Raw genomic sequence first — 12,780 nt, 5'->3', positions numbered from 1 at the left:
ATATAAAAATGTGAAATACAATGTAATGGAATTATAAGCTAGAAGCACGACGAGATCGTTCAATTGGAAATGGGATGATTTTGGCCATATGATTGCGACTAAATTGTTTTGTTCTAGCGTGGCGTAATATATATAATGCAAAGAGAATTCCGACAGGAATAGCACCATATAAGCCAAAAAATAAAGCGCTTACAGAAGATGCGACAAAACCTAACATACCGATTTCTAATTCCTCCATAATTGCCCCAAGAATGGCAGGAATAGCTCCACAAGTAATACCCAGTATGAGTGCCATAATTAAATTCATGTTTATCCCCCTCTATTTGCAGTTTTCTGTTCATTTTCTATTATTTGTATTATATCATATTTTAAACAGAATTTTCAGAAAAAGTTCAAAAAATGTTCAAAATTTATTGATAAATACACTTGATAAAAATAAAAAAGGGAAGTTGCAGTGGAGTATTATCTCTTACTGATGGTTAGCCTTGAACAATCGGAATATTATCTGTTAGGAGAAAATAAAAAGCAGGCTTATATCACTTTTGTGAAATAAGCCTGTTCCATAGGAGGATGTATATATGTAGAGTGAATAAAAGGGTGGAAAAGGGGGGCCACGGCCTTTTATTCAGCTAACTACCTTAGTAAATAGGAACCCAGCCTTCTGTTGTAACAAAAATACGGATGGCTACAACTTGACGATTATCTTGTAAAGTGAAATAGTGTCTTGCATTTTCAGGTACAGAGATAAGATCACCAGGCTCAAGTTCGACATCAAAGAAGTGCCCATCTTTACCTTCAATGGCAAAAATACCATGTCCGCTGACAATAAAACGAACTTCGTCGTCAGTATGATGATGCTCTTGTTTAAAGTTAATTAATAACTCGTCGAGGTTAGGTGTTGCGTTTGAAAGCGAAATAACATCATGTGCTTTATAACCTCGGCGTTCTGAAACATCAGTAATTTCTTTAGAAAACGCATTTAAAATTTCTTCTTTATGTTCATCAGTTAAGGAGTAATTTTCCTTTAAATGAGCAGGGAGTTTGGAAATGTCCCACTTCTCATATAAAACACCTTCTCCTTGTAAAAATTGCTCAACTTCCACTTCATTTTCAATACGAATATTTATTTCATGAATACGAATTTGCGCCATTAGAAACGCCTCCTTGAATTGATAATAGTTTTATATGAAATTGGAATAAAAACTCATATGCTTCTAATCTTTTTTTTGCATCAAAGCTATCTTTTCCCCAAACTGTAATTCCATGATTTCGAATTAATACAGCTCCTGAATCTCCATGTACATGTGCCTTGAATTTTTCTCCGAGTGAAGGTATATAGGCGTCATTTTCAATAATTGGGATGCGAATTGTTGCCCCCTCTTCCCAAATGTCAAGAGCTTTAATAATTTCTTGATTACGAAGAATAACTGCTTCGCCATATAAATTTGTAATGACGTTATTATCAGTTGTGTGAACATGAAGTACACAACCTGCATTTGTAAGATTATAAATGTGCGTATGCAATATTGTTTCAGCGGAAGGGCGTAATTCGGTCTCTAAGACTGGTTTTCCTTGATGATCTACTAAGAGAAAATCATCGGGAGTTGTTTTTGTTTTATCCTTTCCGCTTGCTGAGATAAGGAAAGTAAGTGGATCGTGACTTACTTTTATAGAAATATTCCCACTTGTTGCTGGAAACCAGTTGCGATTTGTTAGTTCCTTTTTTATTTCACTTAGGTTATGCCACTGCCGAAAAAGTTGTTTCATAGCTTTACCTCCAACAAGTGCTGTAATTCGGTTTGAATATCACAGAATGTTTCAAATGGTGTATAAGGAATATGATATTCTTCACATTTTGTAATAAGAAAATCACGAGCAAAGACTTTATCGGCTTGTTTGGCTGCTTGTAGATCGGTAATTGAATCACCTATTACAATGTGAAAGTCATCTTTAGAACTAAGGCCCCGAATTAATGTTGATTTACAGAGACCGCAATTATGATTACAATCTTCATCACAAGGATGTGGCCATTTCACTTCGATGTTTTTTCTAGAAAAATCGGTTGCATTACAATAAATTTGTTGTTTTGGAACAAGACCTTGTAGGAGGGGGTGGACGAAGAAGTCCATGCCGCCAGAAATAACATAAAAGGAAATATTATTTTCATTTATAAATTGCATGAATTCCTGAAAACCAGTACGTATAGTGGCTGTTTCTTTTAGGAATTTGATAATATCATCATGTAAAGTTGTTGGTAATAATTTAAAAAGTTGTGAGACACCTTCTTGAATGGAAAGGTCTTGTGATAAAATCCTTCGTTTTATTTCCTCAGCTTTTGGTGGTGCGAAATTTTCCATAATAGAAGTGATATTATCGCTATTTGTAATGGTTCCATCAAAATCGCAGAAAACTTGAATACTCATATTTTCACCTCACGAGATGGATTTCCCCATAATTGCAGTGCACCATGTAAATCAGTGTTATCCACTTCATGTAATGGTGTTCCCTGCAAAGTCGCATCAATGGCTGCCCGAAATGCTTTACCACCGCCTTGCGCTCCATTTAGATGACCATGAATACCGCCACCTGCGTTAATGACAACATCTTTGCCAAAATCACGAAGGATAAATGGAACAAAACCAGGATGAATACCAGCTGATGGAACAGGGAAGCTTCGTCTTAAAGATGGATCTTCTTCAGTCAGTGCTTGTGTAATAAGAAGTGTTTCCTCTTTTTCTAGTGCAACGTTTCCATACGATGATGGGAATAAAGAAAAATCCGCACCAGCATAACGAAGTAATTTTCCAAGCAATAACGAAGAAGAAAATCCGTATAATTTTGATGAAGCATAAGCACCACTGACAGCAGGATGAGCCATAATAGGAATAGAGATGTCTTCATCTTCTGCAAGTGACTGTAGTACATCTAATCCGTACGCGAATACATTAAATAATAAGATATCTGCACCAGCATGGGCGGCACGCTTCGCATTTTCTTTTAAATCATAGGTACGACCTGTTAGATTTACTGCATATAAAGTCTTGTGACCATATGTTTCATATACGGACTGCAATACTTCTTTTCCAGAATGAATTCGTTTTGTGAGCGGTGTTAATGAATTTTCAAATAAAATTTCATCATCTTTTACAATATCTACACCACCAATTGCTTGATCACGTAATTGTGTTTTTAAGTACCCTATATTGCGCCCGATCATTCCTTTGAAAATACTCATAAGCAGTGGACGATCGGGAATATGTAAGAGATTTCGAATTCCTTCAATACCAAATTTTGGACCAGGGAATTTTTCTTTTAAGTCGTCAGAGAATGTTAAATCAATTAGTTTAATTTCACCATCTAGTGATAATTTGCCAAAGGTTGTTGTTAAGATGGCAGGTAAATCCGAGCTGAAATTTAGTGATGGATAATGAATTTTAATGATTCCACGTGTCACTTTTTTTCTAAGATAGGTATTAACATGTTCTTGCTCTTCTAATTGCTTGACATGAATGACATTGCCTTTATGTTGTTTTAATTGTTCTTGTAATAAATGTGGTAAATGGGTCCATGAACCAATTGTTAAACCGAGGGCGATTTGCTCGGCCCTTTGTGATAAATCGTGTGAATCATCATGAATTAAATATGTTGCTATTATTCCGCTCATTCGTATAACCTCCTAGTTAAATAAAAAAACCTCTCAGCTAAGGAGAGGTTTTTTTACAACCAGCTCCTTATCTGTCAGCGTAGCGCTGCGAGAATTAGCACCGTGTCTACAATTGTAGATCGGTTGCCGGGTTTCGTCGGGCTCGTCCCTCCACCTGCTCTTGATAAGAAGTATTTAGAAATGTTTAAATTTTTGTGATATCTGAATTTTGACAGAGTTTTTTCAGGTTGTCAATGACTTTTTGAAAAAATTTAATTTTTGAATTCGAGAAACAGCTTCTTGCAATCGTTCTTCTGTATGCAATAGACCCACTCGGACGTACCCTTCGCCGTGCTCACCGAATCCAATCCCAGGAGCGACTGCAACATGTGCTTGTTCTAGTAATATGTCGGCGAATTGCTCAGATGTAAAACCTTCTGGGACAGGAAGCCAAGCAAAGAAGGAGCCCTTTGGTGCGAGAACATTCCAGCCGATTGAATGACAAGCTGTAATAAGAGCATTTCTTCTAGATTCATAACGATCGACTAGTTCAGTTACACAAGATTGTGAACGTAATAGTGCCTCGCGAGCAGCTTCTTGTACAGCACCAAAAATGCTCACGTACATATGATCTTGTAGTAAGTTGATTGTTTCAATGACACTCTCATTACCGATTGCAAAGGCGATGCGCCAACCAGCCATATTAAATGTTTTCGATAATGTATAGATCTCAATTCCAACATTTTTAGCACCTTCTGCTTGTAAGAAGCTAATTGGCTTTTTTCCGTCAAACCCAATGGCCCCGTAAGCAAAATCGTGAACCACTAAAATATCGTGTTTATTTGCAAAAGCAATTGTTTCTTCAAAAAATTCTTGTGATGCGACAGCGCCAGTTGGATTGTTTGGATAATTTAAAAACATTAATTTTGCTTGTTCAGCAACGCGATTGTTTATTTTTGTATAGTCCGGTAAAAATTTATTCTCTGCAACGAGTGGCATTGTTTCAAAATGTGTTTTTGCTAAAGCGACACCTGATAAATAATCGGGATATCCTGGGTCTGGTACAAGAATTGTATCACCAGGATTGGTAAAACAAAGCGGTAATTCAACAAGTCCTGCTTTCCCGCCAAATAAAATAGCGACTTCTGTTTTAGGATTTACTTTGACTCCATATTCACGTTCATAGAACGTAGCGACGGCTTCTTTTAAGCTTTCATGTCCACGAAATGGCGGATATTTATGATGAATTGCTTTTTCTGCTGCATGTTGTAAAGCTGTTACGATATGCGGCGGTGTTGGTTGGTCTGGATTGCCTTGTCCTAGATTGATAACATCGTGACCTGCTGCGACTACTTTGTTAACTTTTGCAACAAGTGAAGCAAAAAATTGTGTTGGCAGTGATGTTACAATATCGGAAGGTTGAAAATCTTTCATACTTTCCACCTCTTTTGAAAGTTGTTACAATTCTAGTGACAAATGATATAATCTTTCCAAGATTTTGTAAAGAAAAAAATAGAGAATGGGGCTGACAGAATGAAAGTCGCATGTATTCAAATGGATATTGCTTTTGGGGATGTGAAAAAAAATATTGAACATGTAAAGGAAAAAGTAGAAGCAGCGATGCAAGGAAAACCAGATGTTATCGTATTACCAGAACTTTGGACAACTGGTTATGATTTAACAAGGCTTCCTAAAATTTCTGATGAAGAGGGAAGACAAACAAAAGAATTGCTTTCAAAATGGGCGAAGCAATTTGCTGTGAATATTGTTGGTGGTTCTATTGCGAAGCGAACAAAACGAGGTATTATGAATACAATGTATGTCGTAAGTCGTGAAGGTGAAATACAAAGCGAATATAGTAAAGTGCATTTGTTTCAGCTAATGGATGAACATAAGTATTTAATAGCTGGTGATGGAACTGGTGAGTTTACTTTAGATGGAGTGCAGTGCGGGGGAACAATTTGTTATGATATTCGTTTTCCAGAATGGATACGTGTCCATACAGCAAAAGGAGCAGAAGTGTTATTCGTTGTGGCAGAGTGGCCGCTTGCTCGCTTATCGCATTGGCGTTTACTTCTTCAAGCGAGAGCGGTTGAAAATCAATGTTATGTCGTTGCATGTAATAGAGCGGGAGAGGATCCAAATAATGTGTTTGCTGGACATTCTCTTATTGTGGATCCTTGGGGAGAAATCGTAGTAGAAGCAGACAAAGAAGAATCTATTTTGCATGGAAAGTTAGATTTAGAAAAAATCAGGGAAGTGCGCAAAGGAATTCCAGTTTTTGCAGATCGTCGCCCAGAATTATACAAATAAAAATATTGACAAACAATTTTTATTCTTGTTATAGTCTTCATCAGAAAGTTAAAAATTCAAATAAATCGTATAACTCTTATCAAGAGCAGGTGGAGGGATTTGGCCCGATGAAACCCAGCAACCGACCGTAATACCATTGTGAGATGGGGCGCTTATGCGCCAAAAAAGGCACGGTGCTAATTCCAGCAGAAAGTAAGTTTTCTGGCAGATAAGAGGGGAGAAGATCAACTTCAAACCTCTTTCTTCATGGAAAGAGGTTTTTCTTATGATGAAAAACCTCTGAACTAAAAAAGGAGGAGTAGAAAATGGGATATTATTCATTAACAAAAGAAACAGCGATTCAATATGCGAAAGAGCATGGATACTTTGAAGCAAATGCAAAAGTGATCTGTCATGAAATAGGAGATGGAAATTTAAATTATGTATTTAGGCTTCATGATGAAAAACATGCCATCATTGTAAAGCAAGCACTTCCCTATGCAAAAGTAGTAGGAGAAAGTTGGCCACTTTCGTTAAAAAGGGCCACAATTGAAAGTCATGCACTGCAAATTTTTGCGAAATATGTACCAGAGTATGTACCAAAAGTATATGGTCATGATGAAGTGTTAGCTGTGACAGTAATGGAAGATTTATCAGCTCTGTCAATTACGCGTAAAGGCCTGATAGAGGGAGAAGAATATCCACTTTTATCTCAGCATGTTGGCCGTTTTTTAGCACATATTTTGTTTTATACTTCAGATTTTGGGTTGCCTGCAGAGGAAAAAAGAGTGCTAGATGGAAAGTTTGTAAATCCTGATCTTTGTAAAATTACAGAAGATCTTGTATTTACAGATCCATTTGGAAACTATGAAACAAACCATTATGAGAAAGACTTGCAACCTGTTTTGGAGGAGCTTTGGAGAGATAAAAACTTGAAACTAGAAGTAGCACAGTATAAATATAAATTTCTAACTAGAAAAGAAGCGTTGATTCATGGAGACTTACATACAGGAAGTATCTTTTCGTCACCTTCTGAAACAAAGGTAATTGATCCAGAATTTGCAACATTTGGCCCACTTGGATTCGATCTTGGTCAATTTATAGCAAATTTATTGTTAAATGCGCTGTCACGAGAGGAAGAGAAGCGAAATATCGTGTTCTATCATATTGAAAAAACATGGAGTCATTTTGTAGAGACATTTACAAAGTTATGGATACTAGAAGGAGTAGAAGCATATACAAAGGAGAAACAATGGTTAGCACTCGTTTTGCAAAATATTTTTAATGATGCTGTTGGGTTTGCTGGCTGTGAAATAATTCGCCGAACAATTGGACTTGCGCATGTAGCTGATTTAGATGGAATTGTAGATGTGAAAAAAAGAATTCAAGCCAAAAAACAAGCGTTATATTTAGGGAGAGAATTATTGCTACATGAAACAAAGGGTGCAAATATCCATGTGTTTAGAACGTTATTTCAATATATTGTTTCGGAAAGAGGGGTAAGGTCATGAGTACAACAGTTGCTGTTCCGAGGTCCGTAAGTTGGAAAGGGGATTCTATTGCTGTATTAAATCAAACGAAATTACCACATGTTGTTGAATATAAAACATTAACCACTGTTGAAGAGGTGTGGAGGAGTATTGTGATGTTAGAAGTGCGCGGAGCACCTGCAATTGGTATTACAGCTGCTTTCGGTTTAACTCTTGCAGCAAAAAGGTATGATGTTACAAATATCACTGACTTTCAAAAAAAGTTTAAAAGAGACTGCAATTATTTAGCAACTTCACGTCCGACAGCTGTAAATTTATTTTGGGCAATTGATTGTATGAATGCTTCAATTGAGGGAGTGACCACAATTAAAGAAGCACGAAAAATATTGGAAGAGGAGGCACTTAAAATCCAGCAGGAAGATGAAAGGGTATGCCGGAGTATTGGGGAGCATGCTTTAACCTGTTTTAAAGATGGCGATAAAATTTTAACGATTTGTAATGCAGGAAGCATTGCAACCGCACGTTACGGAACGGCATTAGCACCATTTTATATTGGAAAAGAACGAGGGATACATTTACACGCTTATGCGTGTGAAACAAGGCCCGTTTTGCAAGGTGGACGCCTAACTACGTGGGAGTTGAAGCAGGCTGATGTTGATGTAACACTCATTACAGACAATATGGCAGCACATACGATTCGAACAAAAGAAATTTCTGCTATTATTGTAGGAGCTGATCGGATTGTTGCGAACGGTGATACAGCGAATAAAATAGGAACTTTAAATTTAGCTATACTAGCAAAATATTTTCAAATTCCTTTTTACGTTGCTGCGCCCCTCTCAACATTTGATATTACAAAACAAACAGGTGCTGAAATTGTGATTGAAGAACGAGATGAATCTGAAGTTACGAAGATTGTTGGAAAACAAGTCGCCCCGGTAGGAATTGATGTATATAATCCAGCTTTTGATGTAACGCCACATGAATTAATTACAGGTATTATTACTGAAAAAGGGATTTTACAGGAAGATTATAAGACAAAGATTGCTTTGTTATTTGAAAAACAAGCTAATGAGTAATAGCTTGTTTTTTATTGCCAAATTTCCTTTCTTGTTCTTATTTATTTAAGAGAAAGGGGGGAGTTAGATGGAGGAATGGATCTCTATGATTGGTAATGTAGGATTTCCGATTGTTGTGACGTTATATTTATTACATCGTATTGAAAATAAGTTAGATGGTGTAATTATCGCAATAGAGAAAATCCCGCAGCAAATGAAAAGATACGAAATTCCGAATGAAACGAAGTGAAGTAAAAGGCTTGTGCTTTTTTGAGAGTACAAGCCTTTTAAAATTTATTGTGCTGTATATCCTCCATCAATGACAACTGCTTGACCAGTTATTCCTTTTGCTTTTTCACTTGCTAAAAATAAAGCATAATCGGCGATTTCTTGCACTTCCAGCAATCGTTTTTGTGGTACGAGTGGATAAATGACATCTTCTAATACTCTTTCTAGTGGAACGTTTCTTGTTGCTGCTAAATCTTGAAGTTGATTCCGGACAAGAGGAGTATCAACATAGCCTGGACAAAGAGCATTTGCAGTAATGCCGTGTACAGCTCCTTCTAAGGCGGCTACTTTTGTTAAACCAATTACACCATGTTTCGCACTATTATAGGCAGCTTTTCCAGCAAATCCAACAAGACCATTAATTGAGGCAACATTAATAATTCGGCCATACGCTTGTTTTTTCATAATTGGAAAAGCGTGTTTGATTGCAATGAACGGTGCAATTTGCATAATTTTAATGAGCAGTTCAAACTTATCAGTTGGAAACTCTTCGATTGGTGAAACATGTTGCATACCTGCGTTATTAATTAATATATCAAGTGAACCAAATTTTTTTATAGTTTCAGAAATTGCTACGGATATTTCTTGTTCAGAGGTAACATCACATTTTAGTCCGATTGCATCATAACCTTCTTTACGTAATTGTTCAGCAGCTTCTTTTGCACGATCTTCAAGGCGATCACTAATTACTACTTTCGCTCCTTCCTTCGCAAACGCATTTCCCATTTCATAACCAATACCACTTGCAGCACCTGTTAAAAAGACAACACGATTTGTAACCATGATGAGAGCACTCCTTTATATATAAGATTTGTCTTATTGCTCTATTTAGAGGGAATACGATGAAAATCCTGCAAACATTTGGAAAAAATATACTAAGCTATCTTGTTTTACAAAATAGCTTTTGCTATACTATCTTGTAAAACAAGATAGAGGAAGGATTTGAATTATGTCGACAAGTCAAATGCTGAAAGGGATTTTAGAGGGATGTCTCCTTGCCATCATTTCTGAAGGAGAAATATATGGATATGAAATGAGTGAAAAACTGGCAAAGTACGGCTTTACCATGGCAAGTGAAGGAAGTATTTATCCATTATTAATTCGGATGCAAAAGGAAGAATTAATCAAAAGTACAATGAAAGAATCCCCATCAGGCCCGAAGCGAAAATATTATACATTAACAGAAAAAGGTGAAGATGCTCTAGATGAATTTATGGATCGCTGGGAAGCGATGCAAAGTAGTGTGGAACGTTTGTTGAAAGGAAAGGGAAGATGGAAATGATGTTATCAACTGAAGCACAAAACTTCTTACTAAATATGAGAATATTTTTAGCGGCGAAGGGTGTAAAAGAAAACGATGTTGAGAGTTTTTAGAGGATGCTGAAATGCATTTAATCGAAGATGAGAATGAGGGGAAAAGTGTAGAAGCTATTTTCGGAAGCTCACCGAAAGCATATGCAAATGAACTTGTTCAGGTAATGGAAAAAGATAGGAGATAGAAGTTGAAACAAATCGGATATACAGTAATGAACATTGTTGCATTTTGGATTATTGCTTCCATTTTAATTGTAAATGATAGCGGGCGTAACCTTCATGATAACAGTGATTACAAATGTGTATTTTGAGGGTTGGTTTAAAGTGCTATATTTAGTCATTCCTCTTTCCATCATGCTTATTTTTAAAACATTTACGTCAGAAGATTTGATTCCTATGTTATTCCAGATTGTGTGCTTGTATGGAAGCTTATTTATTCTTATTTTTATTGAATTTATGATGAAGACGAATAAAAGAGAAGCAGTTAGATAAGGAGGGGAAATAATGAAAATCTCTAAAGAGGGAGACAAGTTTTTAATTGATACGAAAGTTTATTTTTATTAATGATATGGTCTACAAAAATAGAGGATAGAAAAAGTAAGCAAACATAAAAATAGACGTTCAAGAAGAAGGGGAGCGGACAAAATGCTCACAAAAGAATCAAAAAGATTCATAGAAGAAACACGTGCATATTTACGAGTGAAGGGAATCAAAGAAACCGATATTATTTCCTTTTTAGAAGATGCAGAGCTTCATTTAGTAGAAGGAGAAAAACAAGGGAAGACAGTGACAGACATTTTTGGAGATTCACCAAAGGAATATGCTGATCAGCTTGCAAGTGAGATGGAATTCGATAAGAAAGAAAATTATGGTTGGTTAATCTATTTTATTGTAAATGTATTGGCGTTCACAATCATGAGAAGTGTATTATTTGTGCAGGAAGATCATCGTTTATCATATTCTTTAATCGAACTAATTGGTTATCCGGTTATGCTTGCTATAGGCATTTTCATATTTATTTGGGGAATGAGAATTGCGGCTTTCAAACGCAAAGGAATTGAGTTCATAATTATGTGTATAACTGGGTCACTGTATTTCTTAGCGATTTTTAGTATTGCGTTACTGAATCAGTTCTTCTATGGTACAACGTTTATCCAATTTACTACTGGGCAAAGTTATTCTATCGTAGCTGCTGTATTTCTCATTGCTGTTTTTGTAAATGTTAAAATTGGTGGTTGGTTTACTTTGTTATATTTAATTGTCCCTATTACAATAGAGTATGTATTTTTCAAAGTAGATTTATCCAGTATTACAGGTCTATATATACAACAAATTGTATTGTTAGCTATGTTATATGTTCTTGCAATGATTCATTCAAAATTAGAGAAAAGAAAAGCAAATATATAGAAGTGAAGGGGAATGGAGTATTATATATGCAAATGGTTTTCGTGCTTATATTGTCTATTTGTTTTCTATTGATAGCCGGTCTAGGGCTATATACTACCTTTGCCAAAGAAATAGATGAAGACTATTTTGGTACTTTATTAGGTGATACATCAGGATACCTTCTTTGGTTTGGGGTAATAGGAAAAGGGCTGCTTTGGATTTGTAAAAAAGTATTTCCAAAGAAATATTATAAGGGGATATTTCGAGGAATTATTTTTTCGTTTAGTTGTTTATTTACTTTCCTTGCAGCCGGTATTTGGTTTGTGGATTTGAGTATTGTATTTTAAACAGTAACTATCTTAGTTACTGTTTTTTCTGTGTAATAAAGTGCTTTGTAAGGATAAAGCGCGCTGTTCTTTTGTTAGTAAAGAAGCGATAGGGACCCTGTCTGGACGGGGGACGATTGGATGCATGAGATTTGTAGAAGAAGGATGATGTTCAGACCCGGTTCGGGAGTGAGGATCTGCGTGGGTAAGCTTTCCATGAACACGTCGCGTAAATAAAATATGGCCAATTTCATGAGCAAGTGTGTATATATTTTTCATTGGGGAAGCAGAATTCGTAAGAATAATATAACCTGTAAGGAGTTGTTTCTTAGCTAATGAATAGGCACATGCAATCACAGATTGTTCTTTAAAATAATTACTACCAATATAGCAAATATAAAGGTCACAATCAGGAACTTGTGTTGCACATGTATAAAAAAAGGAAGAGAGCTTAGGTTGCTTTTGGAGAGAATCGGCGTAACTGATTTCTTTATCATAAAATCGAAATGATTCATCTAATACAATGACATCCTTAATTTGAAACGAAATCGGGTGCCATATTGATTCGGCAACAGCTAAATCTTTTGCGATACGGTCATTTGCGATATCTGATCCAGGAGTAATACAAATGCATATGTTGACATATGGATCCATTAGAAAACACCTCAAAGGGAAAACAGTTTCTTTCTACACTGTATGTGATGGAGAAATGATATGCATGGATATAATCCCTATAGATAAGGTTTTATTATGGGGTAATTGATAACGAAATTAAATTCGTAAATACTTATATAAGGATTTATATAAATTGAGAGAAGGTACATATATGAAAGCGAGATTTTTTCGTTTTTTAGCAGCACTGTGTCTTAGTGTAGGGGGGATTGTAATAGAATAATAGAAAATGCAGTAACCATGGGGGATTTTTTTGTGTAATTTGTTTATTGGCTGCTGTTTTTTTTGACGAAAAAAAAATATAGATTTGT

The 12,780-nt window shown here is 35.9% G+C and carries 14 protein-coding genes, 2 pseudogenes and 2 riboswitches; of the genes and pseudogenes, 8 read left to right on the top strand and 8 right to left on the bottom strand.

All coding sequences use genetic code 11. The features are described 5' to 3' along the window. Nucleotides 1–31: 31 nt before the first annotated feature. The 6 genes from AZF08_RS01755 to AZF08_RS01730 all read right to left on the bottom strand — a co-directional run bounded on the left by AZF08_RS01755 (nucleotide 32) and on the right by AZF08_RS01730 (nucleotide 5,077). Entirely contained in the window at nucleotides 32–307 is a 276-nt protein-coding gene (locus AZF08_RS01755; RefSeq protein ID WP_033672322.1) for a hypothetical protein, read from the bottom strand. 331 nt (nucleotides 308–638) lie between these two features. Next, on the bottom strand, nucleotides 639–1,151 hold the full coding sequence (locus AZF08_RS01750) for a cupin domain-containing protein (protein ID WP_033672321.1): 513 nt from the start codon (nucleotides 1,149–1,151) through the stop codon (nucleotides 639–641). After that, nucleotides 1,129–1,767 (bottom strand): methylthioribulose 1-phosphate dehydratase, encoded by a 639-nt coding sequence (locus AZF08_RS01745; protein WP_033672320.1) that lies wholly within the window; start codon nucleotides 1,765–1,767, stop codon nucleotides 1,129–1,131. Before AZF08_RS01745 ends, AZF08_RS01750 begins: the two co-directional genes overlap by 23 nt. Beyond that, complete coding sequence (locus AZF08_RS01740; RefSeq protein WP_033672319.1) at nucleotides 1,764–2,423, bottom strand: 2-hydroxy-3-keto-5-methylthiopentenyl-1-phosphate phosphatase; 660 nt, start codon at nucleotides 2,421–2,423, stop codon at nucleotides 1,764–1,766. Before AZF08_RS01740 ends, AZF08_RS01745 begins: the two co-directional genes overlap by 4 nt. Next, the gene (gene mtnW / locus AZF08_RS01735; RefSeq protein WP_033672318.1) at nucleotides 2,420–3,664 is read right to left on the bottom strand and encodes a 2,3-diketo-5-methylthiopentyl-1-phosphate enolase; all 1,245 of its coding nucleotides are present in this window, start codon (nucleotides 3,662–3,664) and stop codon (nucleotides 2,420–2,422) included. The genes AZF08_RS01740 and mtnW overlap by 4 nt, the downstream gene beginning before the upstream one ends. Before the next feature lie 64 nt (nucleotides 3,665–3,728). Further along, nucleotides 3,729–3,834, bottom strand: a riboswitch (SAM riboswitch). A gap of 52 nt (nucleotides 3,835–3,886) precedes the next feature. Further along, the gene (locus AZF08_RS01730) at nucleotides 3,887–5,077 is read right to left on the bottom strand and encodes a pyridoxal phosphate-dependent aminotransferase (RefSeq protein ID WP_033672317.1); all 1,191 of its coding nucleotides are present in this window, start codon (nucleotides 5,075–5,077) and stop codon (nucleotides 3,887–3,889) included. A 14-nt stretch (nucleotides 5,078–5,091) separates the two neighbouring features. Here AZF08_RS01730 and AZF08_RS01725 point away from each other — a divergent pair. The 4 genes and pseudogenes from AZF08_RS01725 to AZF08_RS01710 all read left to right on the top strand — a co-directional run bounded on the left by AZF08_RS01725 (nucleotide 5,092) and on the right by AZF08_RS01710 (nucleotide 8,733). Then, nucleotides 5,092–5,956, top strand: a pseudogene (locus tag AZF08_RS01725) (carbon-nitrogen family hydrolase). Nucleotides 5,957–6,029: 73 nt separating this feature from the next. After that, a riboswitch (SAM riboswitch) is annotated at nucleotides 6,030–6,171 on the top strand. Nucleotides 6,172–6,261: 90 nt separating this feature from the next. After that, nucleotides 6,262–7,446: an S-methyl-5-thioribose kinase gene (gene mtnK, locus AZF08_RS01720; RefSeq protein ID WP_033672315.1), complete on the top strand. Its 1,185-nt coding sequence runs from the start codon at nucleotides 6,262–6,264 to the stop codon at nucleotides 7,444–7,446. After that, on the top strand, nucleotides 7,443–8,504 hold the full coding sequence (gene mtnA / locus AZF08_RS01715; RefSeq protein ID WP_033672314.1) for an S-methyl-5-thioribose-1-phosphate isomerase: 1,062 nt from the start codon (nucleotides 7,443–7,445) through the stop codon (nucleotides 8,502–8,504). Before mtnK ends, mtnA begins: the two co-directional genes overlap by 4 nt. Nucleotides 8,505–8,571: 67 nt before the next feature. Continuing rightward, nucleotides 8,572–8,733: a YvrJ family protein gene (locus AZF08_RS01710; RefSeq protein WP_033672313.1), complete on the top strand. Its 162-nt coding sequence runs from the start codon at nucleotides 8,572–8,574 to the stop codon at nucleotides 8,731–8,733. A 44-nt stretch (nucleotides 8,734–8,777) separates the two neighbouring features. Here AZF08_RS01710 and AZF08_RS01705 read toward each other — a convergent pair whose 3' ends face one another. Next, nucleotides 8,778–9,554, bottom strand: a complete 777-nt coding sequence (locus AZF08_RS01705; RefSeq protein ID WP_033672312.1) for a 3-hydroxybutyrate dehydrogenase — start codon at nucleotides 9,552–9,554, stop codon at nucleotides 8,778–8,780. A gap of 166 nt (nucleotides 9,555–9,720) precedes the next feature. On the opposite strand from AZF08_RS01705, the gene AZF08_RS01700 reads away from it, so the two are divergent. The 4 genes and pseudogenes from AZF08_RS01700 (at nucleotide 9,721) to AZF08_RS01685 (ending at nucleotide 11,818) form a co-directional block, all read left to right on the top strand. Next, nucleotides 9,721–10,053, top strand: a complete 333-nt coding sequence (locus AZF08_RS01700) for a PadR family transcriptional regulator (protein WP_033672311.1) — start codon at nucleotides 9,721–9,723, stop codon at nucleotides 10,051–10,053. Then, nucleotides 10,053–10,577, top strand: a pseudogene (locus AZF08_RS31025) (hypothetical protein). Before AZF08_RS01700 ends, AZF08_RS31025 begins: the two are co-directional and overlap by 1 nt. A gap of 153 nt (nucleotides 10,578–10,730) precedes the next feature. Continuing rightward, entirely contained in the window at nucleotides 10,731–11,492 is a 762-nt protein-coding gene (locus AZF08_RS01690; RefSeq protein ID WP_033672310.1) for a DUF1129 domain-containing protein, read from the top strand. 26 nt (nucleotides 11,493–11,518) lie between these two features. Beyond that, nucleotides 11,519–11,818, top strand: coding sequence for a hypothetical protein (locus AZF08_RS01685; RefSeq protein WP_033672309.1), 300 nt, complete (start codon nucleotides 11,519–11,521; stop codon nucleotides 11,816–11,818). A gap of 12 nt (nucleotides 11,819–11,830) precedes the next feature. On the opposite strand, the gene AZF08_RS01680 is transcribed toward AZF08_RS01685, so the two are convergent. After that, on the bottom strand, nucleotides 11,831–12,451 hold the full coding sequence (locus tag AZF08_RS01680) for an ImmA/IrrE family metallo-endopeptidase (RefSeq protein ID WP_033672308.1): 621 nt from the start codon (nucleotides 12,449–12,451) through the stop codon (nucleotides 11,831–11,833). Between the last annotated feature and the right edge of the window lie 329 nt (nucleotides 12,452–12,780).

Source organism: Bacillus gaemokensis, from assembly GCF_001590835.1.
In the GTDB taxonomy this organism is placed as follows: domain Bacteria; phylum Bacillota; class Bacilli; order Bacillales; family Bacillaceae_G; genus Bacillus_A; species Bacillus_A gaemokensis.
Note: the sequence above shows the minus strand (reverse complement) of the source record. Positions and strands in the feature narration are given on the sequence as shown.

Excerpts from the sequence above, each read along its gene's own strand:
- AZF08_RS01740 (WP_033672319.1), bottom strand. The coding sequence starts at position 2,423 with ATGAGTATTCAAGTTTTCTGCGATTTTGATGGAACCATTACAAATAGC.
- AZF08_RS01700 (WP_033672311.1), top strand. The coding sequence starts at position 9,721 with ATGTCGACAAGTCAAATGCTGAAAGGGATTTTAGAGGGATGTCTCCTT.
- AZF08_RS01750 (WP_033672321.1), bottom strand. The coding sequence starts at position 1,151 with ATGGCGCAAATTCGTATTCATGAAATAAATATTCGTATTGAAAATGAA.
- AZF08_RS01685 (WP_033672309.1), top strand. The coding sequence starts at position 11,519 with ATGCAAATGGTTTTCGTGCTTATATTGTCTATTTGTTTTCTATTGATA.
- AZF08_RS01705 (WP_033672312.1), bottom strand. The coding sequence starts at position 9,554 with ATGGTTACAAATCGTGTTGTCTTTTTAACAGGTGCTGCAAGTGGTATT.
- mtnA (WP_033672314.1), top strand. The coding sequence starts at position 7,443 with ATGAGTACAACAGTTGCTGTTCCGAGGTCCGTAAGTTGGAAAGGGGAT.
- AZF08_RS01680 (WP_033672308.1), bottom strand. The coding sequence starts at position 12,451 with ATGGATCCATATGTCAACATATGCATTTGTATTACTCCTGGATCAGAT.
- AZF08_RS01710 (WP_033672313.1), top strand. The coding sequence starts at position 8,572 with ATGGAGGAATGGATCTCTATGATTGGTAATGTAGGATTTCCGATTGTT.
- AZF08_RS01690 (WP_033672310.1), top strand. The coding sequence starts at position 10,731 with ATGCTCACAAAAGAATCAAAAAGATTCATAGAAGAAACACGTGCATAT.
- mtnK (WP_033672315.1), top strand. The coding sequence starts at position 6,262 with ATGGGATATTATTCATTAACAAAAGAAACAGCGATTCAATATGCGAAA.
- mtnW (WP_033672318.1), bottom strand. The coding sequence starts at position 3,664 with ATGAGCGGAATAATAGCAACATATTTAATTCATGATGATTCACACGAT.
- AZF08_RS01755 (WP_033672322.1), bottom strand. The coding sequence starts at position 307 with ATGAATTTAATTATGGCACTCATACTGGGTATTACTTGTGGAGCTATT.
- AZF08_RS01745 (WP_033672320.1), bottom strand. The coding sequence starts at position 1,767 with ATGAAACAACTTTTTCGGCAGTGGCATAACCTAAGTGAAATAAAAAAG.
- AZF08_RS01730 (WP_033672317.1), bottom strand. The coding sequence starts at position 5,077 with ATGAAAGATTTTCAACCTTCCGATATTGTAACATCACTGCCAACACAA.